Origin of the sequence: Prauserella alba (assembly GCF_024171735.1) — a bacterium.
Lineage (GTDB): Bacteria > Actinomycetota > Actinomycetes > Mycobacteriales > Pseudonocardiaceae > Prauserella > Prauserella alba.
In genome coordinates this window covers 441,606-453,777 of the sequence record NZ_JAMTCH010000003.1, presented here as the reverse complement: position 1 = coordinate 453,777, position 12,172 = coordinate 441,606, and the positions used below count along the sequence as shown (strand labels likewise).

9 protein-coding genes are annotated in these 12,172 nt (G+C 70.9%); 4 read left to right on the top strand and 5 right to left on the bottom strand.

Annotated elements, in window-relative coordinates; all coding sequences use genetic code 11:
* Positions 1–8: 8 nt before the first annotated feature.
* Entirely contained in the window at positions 9–758 is a 750-nt protein-coding gene (locus LY12_RS01940) for an IclR family transcriptional regulator (protein WP_253852937.1), read from the top strand.
* A 216-nt stretch (positions 759–974) separates the two neighbouring features.
* Here the strand turns inward: LY12_RS01940 and LY12_RS01935 are convergent, their stop codons facing one another.
* The 4 genes from LY12_RS01935 to ftsY all read right to left on the bottom strand — a co-directional run bounded on the left by LY12_RS01935 (position 975) and on the right by ftsY (position 4,351).
* Entirely contained in the window at positions 975–1,271 is a 297-nt protein-coding gene (locus tag LY12_RS01935) for a DUF4333 domain-containing protein (RefSeq protein WP_253852936.1), read from the bottom strand.
* A 216-nt stretch (positions 1,272–1,487) separates the two neighbouring features.
* Positions 1,488–1,799: a DUF4333 domain-containing protein gene (locus LY12_RS01930; RefSeq protein ID WP_253852935.1), complete on the bottom strand. Its 312-nt coding sequence runs from the start codon at positions 1,797–1,799 to the stop codon at positions 1,488–1,490.
* Positions 1,800–1,950: 151 nt separating this feature from the next.
* Positions 1,951–2,598 (bottom strand): DUF4333 domain-containing protein, encoded by a 648-nt coding sequence (locus LY12_RS01925; RefSeq protein WP_253852934.1) that lies wholly within the window; start codon positions 2,596–2,598, stop codon positions 1,951–1,953.
* 178 nt (positions 2,599–2,776) lie between these two features.
* Complete coding sequence (gene ftsY, locus LY12_RS01920) at positions 2,777–4,351, bottom strand: signal recognition particle-docking protein FtsY (protein ID WP_253852933.1); 1,575 nt, start codon at positions 4,349–4,351, stop codon at positions 2,777–2,779.
* Positions 4,352–4,730: 379 nt separating this feature from the next.
* Here ftsY and LY12_RS01915 point away from each other — a divergent pair, with 379 nt between their 5' ends.
* The 3 genes from LY12_RS01915 (at position 4,731) to LY12_RS01905 (ending at position 8,385) form a co-directional block, all read left to right on the top strand.
* Positions 4,731–5,912 (top strand): anhydro-N-acetylmuramic acid kinase, encoded by a 1,182-nt coding sequence (locus tag LY12_RS01915; RefSeq protein ID WP_308292050.1) that lies wholly within the window; start codon positions 4,731–4,733, stop codon positions 5,910–5,912.
* Positions 5,913–5,921: 9 nt separating this feature from the next.
* Positions 5,922–7,436, top strand: coding sequence for a sodium:solute symporter (locus LY12_RS01910; protein WP_253852932.1), 1,515 nt, complete (start codon positions 5,922–5,924; stop codon positions 7,434–7,436).
* Between the two features lie 307 nt (positions 7,437–7,743).
* Positions 7,744–8,385: a class I SAM-dependent methyltransferase gene (locus LY12_RS01905; RefSeq protein ID WP_253852931.1), complete on the top strand. Its 642-nt coding sequence runs from the start codon at positions 7,744–7,746 to the stop codon at positions 8,383–8,385.
* 63 nt (positions 8,386–8,448) lie between these two features.
* On the opposite strand, the gene smc is transcribed toward LY12_RS01905, so the two are convergent.
* The gene (gene smc, locus LY12_RS01900) at positions 8,449–12,084 is read right to left on the bottom strand and encodes a chromosome segregation protein SMC (protein ID WP_253852930.1); all 3,636 of its coding nucleotides are present in this window, start codon (positions 12,082–12,084) and stop codon (positions 8,449–8,451) included.
* Between the last annotated feature and the right edge of the window lie 88 nt (positions 12,085–12,172).

The following is a 12,172-nucleotide window of genomic DNA, read 5'->3' as shown; positions in this document are numbered from 1 at the left end:
GAGGAGCCATGGTGGCCACGAGCGGTGGAGTGCAGTCCCTCGAGCGGGCGTTCGAGCTGCTGGAACGGCTCGCGGACGCCGGGGGCGAAGCGAGTCTGTCCGAGCTGGCGACGTCGTCGGGACTGCCCATGCCGACGATCCATCGGTTGGTCCGCACCCTCGTAGCCTGCGGCTACGTGCGGCAGAACGCGAACCGGCGCTACGCCCTCGGGGCACGGTTGATCCGACTGGGCGAACAGGCGAGCCTGCAGTTCGGCACCTGGGCACGACCGCTGCTGTCCGAACTGGTGGACGAGATCGGCGAGACGGCCAACCTGGCGGTCCTGGAACGCGACGAGGTCGTCTACGTGTCCCAGGCGCCGTCGAAACACTCCATGAGAATGTTCACCGAAGTGGGCAGGCGGCTACTGCCGCACGGCACGGGAGTCGGCAAGGCGATTCTGGCGCAGCTGCCGACCGACGAGGTGCGTGCCCTGCTCGATCGGACCGGCATGCCCGCCTACACCGAGCACACGCACACCGACGTCGACACGTTCATGGCGCATCTCACCGAGATCGCCGACCAGGGGTACGCGCTCGACGAGAGCGAACAGGAATTGGGTGTGCGGTGCATCGCGGTGCCGGTTCCGGGAACGCCGACGCCGACCGCGGTGTCGGTGTCGGGGCCGGAGGGCAGGCTGACGAAGGAGGCGGTCGTACGCATCGCCCCCACGGTCCAGCGCACCGCCGAGGCCCTGGCGAAACAACTGCCGGGATGATCCGCGGCGCCGCCGGTCCAGGCTCAGGCCCACACCACTCCCGGCCGGGCCCGCGTCCGGCGCCGGCCGCTCCGATGGGGAGCGGCTGCCGCCCCCACCGGAGCCGGCATCGACCCGCGTCACCGTCACCGTCACCGTCACCGTCACCGTCACCGGCGCGGAGAATCGTCCGCGGCGAACAGGGTGCGTTCGTCCTCGAGCGACTACGGCGGCGCACTACCCCGTCATGATCATGAACTGGACGAGGTCGCCCCCGGTGTCGGTCACCGTGACGTTCGCCGTGATCTTCCGGCCACCCTTGGTGGTCACACTGCAGTCGGTCGTGGCATCCGGCTCGGCCTCGAGCTCGTCGGGACAGTCCACGCTGTCCACCTCGACATCACCCCGCTGGACGAGTGTCGTCGCCACCTGTTTCTCCAGCTCGCCCTTCTCGACGTACGCCGAACACGCCGTGAGCCCGAGAACGGAAAGGCCGGCAACCGACAGGGTCAGAGCGCGCGGCACGCGGGGCATGACCATCTCCTGAGGACGCGACTCCGGCACGGTACCGAAACCTCGTACTTCGCTCAGACTTCACATACACCCTGCGCGTTCCCCTGTCGCGTGGTGGTGCGGGTCACACCCGAGTAGTAGCCGCCGACGGCGGTGTCGGCCGCATCGCCGCGCCCGTGCCGTTCGGCAGGCGGGCGTTCTCCGGCCGGTGAGCGCCCGCCTGCCACGTGACCGGGACTACTGCATCGGTGCGTCGTCGACCTTGATGTCGAAACTCGCCTGCTCCCCCTCGACCGCAGTGACCTTCACGCTCACGCCGATCCGGCTGTCGTCCGGCGCGGTCAAGGTGCACCTGGTGGTCGCGCCGACCTCCGCCTCGAGGTCGTCGGGGCAATCGACCGCTTTCGCCTTGTTGCCCGTGGACTGCTCCAGGCTGGACTTGACCTGCGTCTCCAGCTCGCCGGAGTCGACCTGCGCCGAGCAGGCGGTCACACCGAGGGCGGCGACACCCAGAACGGACAGGGCAACGAGACGTGAAACGCGGACCATAGAAAACTCCAGTCGAGTATTACGGAAATCCCAGGGATACCGTCGGCATCCGTACACCGATGAGACCTCTCCCGCGCAGGTCCGGTTCCCGATTTCCTCGGTGACGAATGGCGCAGTCTGTCGGAATGCGCAGTCTGACGAATAGCGCAGCCTAGCGACTGTCGCTCAGCGGCTGCGCGTCGACCTGGACGTGGAAGCTCGCGTCCTGCGACTGCGCGTCGAGGCCGGTCACGTCGACCGTGACCCCGAACCGAGTCCCGGCCGGGTTGGTGAGCACGCAGCGGGTGCTGGCGCCCACCTCGGCATCGACGTGCTCGGGACAGTGCACCTCACCGAGGTGCTGCCCGACCTCCCGACTCAGCGACTGCGCCGCCTGGCGGGCAAGTACCGCCCGGTCGATCTCGTCGTCGGCGGGCGCATCGGTGGCCCGGCCGCTCTCACCGGCCACGGGCTCGTCGGGCGCTGTGGACCCGCCGTCCTCAGTGCCGCGGTCGAGCACGACGTCGAACTGCACCCGGTCGTCCTCGCCGACCTCGGTGACCGTCACCTTCGCCTCGCGTTCGACGTCGTCCTGTCCGGTCGCGGTGCACGTCGTCGTCGCGTCGACCTCCGGTTCGAGGTCGCCGGGGCAGGTCACGTCCTTCGGGCGCCGGTCCTGTTCGGACAGGGCGCCCATGACCTGTTTCTCCAGTTCCTCCTTGTCGACCGTCGAGCCGACGGAGAACTCGAACGAACACCCTGTCAGCGCCAGCGCCGCGCAGGCGAGGGGGACGAGGACGACACGGGCGAGACGGGACATGACAGGTACTCCTCGGCGAGCCGGGCCGGCCCGGGAACCGGGCCGGGCATGAAATCTCCGATCACACCCGGTTCGGGCCGGGTGGGTGCCGCGGCCCACGACGACGCCCGGACCGCGACATGTCGGACATCCCTCACACGTCAGCGGTTCCCGTGATGTGCACCGCAGCCCGACCGGCTCACCCCAGCAGGGCGTCGACGAACGCCGAGGGTTCGAACGGAGCAAGGTCGTCCGGCCCCTCACCGAGGCCGACGAGCTTGACCGGCACGCCGAGCTCGCGCTGCACCTGGAACACGATGCCGCCCTTGGCCGTGCCGTCGAGCTTGGTCAGCACCACCCCGGTGACGTCGACGACCTCGGAGAACACCCGTGCCTGCGCGAGCCCGTTCTGCCCCGTGGTCGCGTCGAGCACGAGCAGCACCTCGTCGACCTTCGCCTGCTTCTCGACGACGCGCTTGACCTTGCCGAGCTCGTCCATCAGGCCGGTCTTGGTGTGCAGCCGGCCCGCGGTGTCGACGAGCACCGCATCGACCCCCGCGTCGACGCCACGCTTGACGGAATCGAACGCGACCGAGGCCGGGTCGGCACCTTCCTTGCCACGCACCACCTCGGCGCCGACCCGTTGGGACCAGGTCTCCAGTTGGTCGGCGGCGGCCGCGCGGAACGTGTCGGCGGCCCCCAGCAGCACCTGCCTCCCCTGAGCCACGAGTACGCGCGCGAGCTTGCCGGTGGTGGTCGTCTTGCCGGTGCCGTTCACACCCGCGACCAGCACGACCGCCGGCTGTTTCGCGCCGTCGACGTCGTGCGGCAGCGCCCGCACCGAACGGTCGGCCTCCGGTGACAGCGTCTGAACGAGCACGTCGCGCAGCGCAGCCCGCGCGTCGTCGGACGTGCGCACGCCGCGGACCGACAGTTCCTCGCGCAGCTTCTCGACGATCTCGGTCGTGGTGGCCGCGCCGAGATCGGCGACGAGCAGCGTGTCCTCGATCTCCTCCCACGAGTCCTCGTCGAGGTCGCCCGCGCCCAGCAGGCCGAGCAGCCCCTGCCCCAGCGTGGAGCGCGACTTCGACAGCCGTCCCCGCAGCCGTTCGATACGTCCCGAGGCCGGCTCGGGCTCCTCGACCTCGGGCTCCTGCTCCGCCGGCGCCGCGGCCTCCGGGGCCGGCGGCTGCGCAGCTGCCGGCGTGGGCGCGGTCGGCGTGGGGGCGGTGGACGTCGACCCGTCGGCCGTCGGAGCCTCGGCCGGTCCCGTGGGCCTCGTGTCCGGAGCGGTCGTGTCCGGAGCAGCCGTGTCCGTGGGCGTCGTGTCCGGGGCCGCCGTGTCCGCGGTCTCGGCGGTCGGTGCGGTTGCTGCCCCGTCGTCGGGGCGAGCGGTGTCCGTGGCCTGCTCGGCGGCCCCTGGGGATTCCGATTCCGCGTCGGTGTCCGGCAGTCCGACGTCGACGATGTCGCGACGCGGTGCATCACGCGGCACGGACGCGTCGTCGCCGACCCCGGGCTGACCGTCGACCTCGGTGCGTTCCTCGACCGGATGGGCAGGCGCGTCCGGCGGCCCGGTGGTCGCGGTGTCACCGCCGGGCGCGAAGGAGATGCCGCCTCCGGCCTGGTACCCGCCGCCCTTCGGAACCTGCTTCTCCTGGTCCCGCTCCAGGCTGATCTTGCGCCTGCGAGACAGGGTCAGTCCCACGACGACGGCGACCGCCAGCAGGACGGCCACGACGACAACGATCCAGATCACGGCTGTGCTCGACACGCAGCCATCCTCCCACTGGCCTCCGCTCCGGTTGAGACGGCTCGCCCCTCCGGCCCGGGCGGCCGTCCGCCACGGCCGCCCGGCACCTCGCCGTGGAGGCGTGGTGTCGGGCCGTGCCGGGAATCTCGTCCGGGGCGGCGTGCCCGCGGCGGGATCCCCGGCGGTGCGGAACGTCGTCCCGCCGAGGCCGTCGCTGCGGGCTCAGGAGACCCGGCCCGACTCCGGCCGGTGCGCCGCGGCTCGCGGCGTGGGAAGTTAACGGTCTCGCATAGATCTCCGCCAGATACCCACCGAACGTGTTGCACAGACCCACTGATTGGACTAGACCACTCTCGTGTCCCCTTCGCTCCGTATCGCCGGCTTACTGTCCGGCACTTCCGTGGACGGCATCGACGTCGCCATCGCCGAACTGACCGGGTCGGACGGCGAACTCGTCCTCACGCCGTGCGGCCAGTGGGAGCTGCCCTACCCCGACGAGCTGCGGACACGACTACTCGCCGCGCTGCCGCCCGCGCCGTGCAGCGCCGAGGAACTCGCCAAGCTCGACACCCTCGTGGGCCAGGCGTTCGCCGACGCCGTGAGCCATGCCGAGGAGCGAGCAGGCACCGTCGACGTGGTCGCCTCGCTCGGACAGACGGTCTTCCACTGGATCGACGATGGCAGGGCGCTCGGCACGCTACAGCTCGGCCAACCCGCCTGGATCGCCGAGCGCACGGGCCGCCCCGTCGTCTCCGACCTGCGGGTGCGTGACGTCGCCGCGGGCGGCCACGGCGCGCCGCTCGCGAGCACGCTCGACGCACTGCTGCTGCGCACCGTCGCCGACCGGGAGGGAGCCCCGGCCGCCGCGCTGAACATCGGCGGCATCGGCAACATCACCGTCGTACCGCCCACCCACTCCGAAGCAGGCGACGACTCCGGCGCGGCGGGTGACGTGCTCGCCTACGACACCGGCCCCGGCAACGCGTTGCTCGACCTCGCTGCCGCCCGGGTCACCGGCGGCGCCGCGCGCAGCGACGTCGACGGGGCACTCGCCACGGCGGGCACGGTCCGCACCGACCTGCTCGAACGGCTGCTCGCCGATCCGTACTACGCGGCCCCGCCGCCGAAGTCGACGGGCAAGGAGCACTTCCACAGCACCTACCTCGCCGCGGCGCTCGGCGGCCTGCCCCCGGTCGGCGACACCGACCTGCTGGCGACGCTGACCGAGCTCACGGCCGTGACGATCGCCGACGCCTGCGCCCGTCACGGCGCCACGACCGTGTACGCCTCGGGCGGCGGGGTCCACAACCCCGCCCTGATGCGCGCGCTCGGCCACCGCCTCACCGTGCGCAGGAGCGACGAACTGGGCCTGCCCGCCGACGCGAAAGAGGCCTACCTGACGGCCGTGCTCGGTTGGCTGTCGTGGCACGGCGCCGCCGGCAACGTCCCCAGCGCCACCGGCGCCCGCGGGCCACGTGTCCTCGGCAGCATCACCCCTGGTGAGCGACCGCTCGCCCTTCCGACCCCACCGACGTCGCCGATTTCGCGGCTGAGGGTGGCCAACTCGCGCGAGACACGGTAGGAGAGACCAATGCGCGCACTGGACCTCGCGATCATCGCGATCTTCCTGGTGGGAACGCCCATCCTGGGCATCCTGCTCAGCGGGAAGCAGCGATCGTCGAACGACTACTTCGTCGGCAGCCGGAAGGTGCCCTGGTGGGCCGTCACCTTCTCGGTCGTCGCGACGGAGACCTCGACGCTGACCGTGCTGAGCGTGCCGACCGTGGCCTACCTCGGCAACATCACGTACCTGCAGCTGGCGATCGGCTATCTCATCGGCCGCGTCGTCGTCGCGTTCGTGCTGCTGCCGAAGTACTACGCGGGCGGGTTCGTCAGCGCGTACGGGTTCCTGGGCAAACGCTTCGGTGGCGGCCTCCAGGGAACCGCGTCGGTCACGTTCCTCGTCACGCGCCTGCTCGCGGACGGCGTTCGCCTGTTCGCCACGGCCATCCCGGTCAAACTCGTGCTCGACGGGCTCGGCCTCGATGTGTCGTACTGGGTCGTCATCGCCGCGATCGCACTCGTGGCGGTCATCTACACCTACTTCGGCGGGATCCGCGCCGTCATCTGGGTCGACGTGATCCAGATGGCCATCTACGTGCTCGGTGCCATCGCCGCGATCTTCGTCCTCGCGGGCCGGCTGCCCAGCGGCTGGTTCGGTGATCTCGCCGACGCGGGCAAGTTCCAGCTCTTCGAGTTCGGTTCCAACATCATCACCGACCAGTACGCGTTCATCACCGCGGTCGTCGGCGGCGCACTGTTCGCGATGGCCTCGCACGGTGCCGACCAGCTGATGGTGCAGCGCCTGCTGGCGTGCAAGAACGTGCGCGACAGCCAGAAGGCCGTGATCGCCAGCGGTGTCGTCGTGTTCTTCCAGTTCGCGGTGTTCCTGCTGGTCGGTGCGATGCTGTTCTCGTTCTACGGCGGGCAGAGCGTCGACGCGCTGGGCCTGGCCAACCCGGACGACCTGTTCCCCCGGTTCATCCTCGAGGAGCTGCCCGTCGGCCTGTCCGGCATCCTCATCGCCGGCATCCTCGCCGCGGCGATGTCGACGATCTCCTCGTCGCTGAACTCGCTGTCGACGTCGACGATCGCCGACCTCTACGAGCGGTTCACGAAGAAGAAGATGTCCGATGCCGTGATGCTCAAGCAGGCGCGCATCTGGACGATCATCTGGGCGGTCGTGTTCGTCGTGTTCGCGTCGATGTTCACCAGCACCGACACCCCGGTCGTCGAACTGGGCCTGAGCATCGCCAGCTACACCTACGGTGCGCTGCTCGGCGCGTTCTTCCTCGGCATGATCGTCAAGAGGGCGCGGCAGACCGACGCGATCATCGCGTTCGTGTGCACGGTCGTCGTGGCCGCCGTGTTCGTCCTGGGGGTCACGTTCACCGTGGACGGCGAGGCGGTCGGCCTGGCCTTCCCCTGGTACGTGCCGCTCGGCGTGGTCGTCACGCTCGTCGTCGGCGGCCTGCTGTCGCTGCGGCACAGCGGACCCGACCCGCGCACGGCCGAAACGGAGACACCGGAGAAGGAAACCGTCTAGGACCGATCGCGCACAGCAGTGGGAGGGCCGGCGGACGAGCGGATCGTCCGCCTGCTCTCCCCCGTTGGCGGACCCGGCGTCCCTGGCCCCGGATCCGACGATCCGGTATCCGTGGACCCGGTGTCCGCCGACGCGATATCCGTGGATCCGGCGTCCTCGGATCCGGCGTCCTCGGATCCGGCGTCCTCGGATCCGGCGTCCTCGGATCCGGCGTCCTCGGATCCGGCGTCCTCGGGTCCGGTGTCCTCGGGCAGGTGGCGGGCCGTGTTCGGGCACGGGCGGCGGCCGGAGCGGCTACTGTTCACCCATGGCCGACACCTGGCTGTCCGACACCCGCTCCTCGTACGACACGGATGCGCCCGGATACGCCGAGAAGGTGCGCGGACTACTCGACGAGATGCCGCACCTGCGGGCGAGCCTGGCGGTGTTCGCCGAGTCCGTGCGTGCGGTGGGCAGCGGCCCGGTCGCGGACGTCGGCTGCGGGCCGGGCTACGTCACCGACCACCTCCACCGCGCCGGGGTGGACGCGTTCGGCATCGACCTCTCCCCCGAGATGGTCGCCCTCGCCCGGCGCACCTATCCCGGTCTTCGCTTCGAGGTCGGCTCGATGACCGCGCTCGACCTCGCCGACGGTGCCGTCGCGGGGCTGCTCGCGTTCTGGTCGATCATCCACGTGCCCGACCACGCCCTGCCCGGCGTGTTCGCCGAGTTCCGCCGAGTGGTGCGGCCCGGTGGCCCGGTGCTGATCGGCTTCCACGTCGGCGACGAAACGCGGCACACGTCCGAGGGCTACACGGGACGCCCGATCAACGTCGACAGCCACCGCCGCAGGCCGGACACGGTCTCGGGACTCCTCCGCGACGCCGGTTTCACGATCGACGCCGAGCTGCTCCTGCGGCCCGACGAGGACGTGCCGGGAGCCGTCGTCTTCGCACGCCGTGACACCTGACCACCGGAGACGGCCCGACTGTCGTCCGCGGGGCGCGCACCCGGCCGCGGTGTCGGCTGCGGTTCAGGCCTCGATGGGCTCGGCCTGATCGCGGTCCGAGGACTCGGGTTCCGGTTCGCCCGTGTCGGCACGCATGCGCTGCGAGATGACCTTCGTGATGCCGTCGCCCTGCATGCTGACGCCGTACAGCGCGTCGGCGATCTCCATCGTCGGCTTCTGGTGCGTGATGACGAGGAGCTGGGAACTGTCGCGCAGCTGCTCCAGCAGGCCGATCAGCCTGCGCATGTTCGTGTCGTCCAGCGCGGCCTCGACCTCGTCGAGCACGTAGAACGGCGACGGGCGGGCGCGGAAGATCGCCACCAGCATTCCCACCGCGACCAGTGACTTCTCGCCGCCGGACAGCAGCGAGAGCCGCTTGACCTTCTTGCCGGGCGGGCGGGCCTCGACGTCGACGCCCGTGGCCAGCATGTCCTCCGGGTCGGTGAGCACCATGCGCCCTTCGCCGCCGGGGAACAGCACCGAGAAGACGGTCTCGAACTCCCGCGCGACGTCCTCGTAGGCGCTCGTGAACACTTCGAGGATCTTGTCGTCGACCTCCTGGATCACCTGCAGCAGATCCTTGCGCGTGTCCTTGAGGTCTTCGAGCTGGGTCGAGAGGAACTTGTAGCGCTCCTCCAGTGCGGCGAACTCTTCGAGGGCGAGCGGATTGACCTTGCCGAGCTGGGCGAGGTCCTTCTCCGCGCGTTTGGCGCGGCGCTCCTGCGTGGGCCGGTCGTACGGGATCGGCTGCGGCTCGGCGACCGCCTCGCCGCGCTCCTTGGCCGCCTCGTACTCGGCCAGCTCGCCCGCACCGGGCGGCACGTCGACGTGCGGCCCGTACTCGGCGACCAGGTCCTCCAGCCCGATGCCGAACTCCTCGGTGATCTTCGCCTCGAGTTGTTCCAGGCGCAGCCGCTGCTCGGCGCGGGCGACCTCGTCCCGGTGCACGGCGTCGGTGAGCTTCTCCAGCTCCCCGGTCAGCTCCTTGACCTTGCCGCGCACCTGCGTCAGCGCCGTCTCACGCTCCTCGCGGCGGGCCTTGACGGCGTCCCGTTCGGCGGCGGCGCGCTGCAGCGACGTCTCGATACGGTCGAGCGCCACCTCGCCGCCACTGGCGACCGCCTCGGCGATGGCCGCGCCGCGCTCGCGAGCGATGCGGGCCTGTTCGGCACGTTCCCTGGCCTGCCGCTCGTTCTCCGCCTCCCGCACCAGCGCATCGGACTTGCCGGCGATGCTGCGGGCGCGTTCCTCGGCGGTCCGCAGCGCCAGGCGCGCGTCGACCTCCTCCTGCCGCACCTCGGTCAGCGATTCGGCGGCCTCGTCACGTTCCGAGGTGTCCGGGTCCTCCTCGACCGGCTGCTCCGACACGGCGGCCAGCCGGTCCTCGAGCTCGGCGAGCTGCGTCAGCATCTCCTCGCGGCTCTGCTCCACCTTGGCGCGCTGATTCCGCAGCCGCTCCACCTCGGACTCGGCCGACCGCGCGGTCTGCTCCAGGCTGCTGAGCCGCTCGGTGGACCGGGCCTTGCGGACCTTCGCCTCGTTGAGCGCTTCCTTCGCCGCGGTGACCTCGGCCTGGCGGTCCTCCTGACCGGCCCGCGCACCCTCCAATTCGGCGGACGCCCGTTCCAGGGCACGCTCGGCGGCTGCCAGCCGGTCCTGCGCCTCGTCGACGGCGGCCTGCACCTCGATGACGCTCTCGTCCTTGGCCGATCCGCCCACGGCCCAGTGATCACCGAGCACATCGCCGTCCCGGGTGACGGCGACGACCCCGGACTCGGCGAGCACCAAGTCGCGCGCGTCGTCCAGGCGCTCGACCACGGCCACGCGGTCCAGCGCGCGCTCGACGGCGGGCCGCAGCGCGTCCGGCGCCGTGACGACCTCACGGGCCCACCGGGCACCGCCGGGCAGCGCGGGCCACGACGACGTGTCCACCGACCCGCGAGCCCCGCCGAGTAGCAGACCCGCACGGCCGGACTCGTTGTCCTTGAGATACCGCAGCGCCGACAGCGCGTCCTCACCGGCCGACACGGCCACGGCGTCGGCGACCGGTCCCAGCGCCGCGGCGAGGGCGACCTCGAACCCGGCCTCGACGGTGAGCAGCGCCGCGACCGAGCCCAGCAGCCCCGGCAGCTCGTCGGTCGCGCCGAGCAGCGCACCCGCACCGTCCTTGCGGTTCAGGCCCATCGAGAGCGCATCGACCCTGGCCTTCTCGGACGCGATGTCCCGCTCTGCGCTGCGCTCGGCCTTGACCAGCTCGTCGACCCGCTGCTTCGCGGTGTCGGCGGCCTCGACGGCGCGCTGGTGGCGTTCCTGCAGACCGGCGTCGTCGGAGTCCTCGACGCCGCCCTCGGCACGAGCGGCCTCCAGTTCCTCGGCGGCGGCCTCCGCACGGGCCTCGGCCTCTTCCAGTGAACTGGTGAGCCGTTCGACCTCGTCGGCCGTGGCGTTGTTCTTGCTGCGCAGCGCCTCGACCTGACCGGAGAGCTTCGCGATGCCCTCCCTCCGGTCGGCGATGGCCCGCACCGCGGCCATGTGGGCGCGCTCGGCCTCCTGCACGACCCGTTCCAGGTGCTCACGCCGTTCGGTCGCATCGGACAGCGCGGCGCGGGCCTCGGTGACGGCCTCGTTCAGCTCCTCCTCACGCGCAGCCGCTTCCTCGGCCTCGGCGAGCAGTTCCTCGGGGTCACGGCCGGTGCCGCCGGTGTCGATCTCCTCCGACAGGTGCCGCTGCCGCTCCACCGCCAGCCGCACCGTGCCGCGCAGCCGTTCGGCCAGCGAGGAGAGCTTGTACCAGGTGTCCTGCGCGGCCTGCAGCATCGGCGCGTCCTCGGCCAGCGAACGCTCCAGGTCCGCCTGCTCGGAACTGACGACCTCCAGCGCCTGCTCGACCTCGGCCCTGCGGGCGCGCGCAGCGTTCTCGTCGGCTTCCTCCTTGGCGATCGCCTCGCGCTGGGTCACCAGGTCGTCGGCGTGGAGACGCAGTTTCGCGTCCCGCAGCTCCGACTGGACGGTCTGTGCCTTGCGCGCGATCTCCGCCTGCTTGCCGAGCGGCTTGAGCTGCCTGCGCAGTTCCGTCGTCAGGTCGTTGAGCCGGTCCAGGTTGCCCTGCATCGCGTTGAGCTTGCGCACGGCCTTTTCCTTGCGCTTGCGATGCTTGAGCACTCCCGCGGCCTCTTCGATGAACGCGCGGCGTTCCTCCGGCTTGGCCTGCAGGATCTCCGACAGCTGGCCCTGGCCGACGATGACGTGCATCTCGCGGCCGATACCGGAGTCCGACAGCAGTTCCTGGATGTCGAGCAGGCGGCACCCGCTGCCGTTGATCTCGTACTCGCTGGCCCCGTCCCGGAACATCCGCCGCGTGATCGACACCTCGGAGTACTCGATCGGCAGCGCACCGTCGGCATTGTCGATCGTCAGCGTGACCTCGGCGCGGCCGAGCGGCGCGCGACCCGACGTGCCGGCGAAGATGACGTCCTCCATCTTGCCGCCGCGCAGGTCCTTCGCACCCTGGGTGCCCATGACCCAGCGCAGCGCGTCGAGAACGTTGGACTTGCCCGAGCCGTTCGGGCCGACCACGCAGGTGATGCCGGGTTCGAACCGCAGCGTGGTCGCCGACGCGAACGACTTGAAGCCTTTGAGCGTCAAGCTCTTGAGGTACACGCGGCGTCGACCTTTCGCTCACATTCGGGGCGATCTCCGATCGGTGAATGCTACCCGGGCGCTCTCCCTCGCCGTCGGACCACGCCCC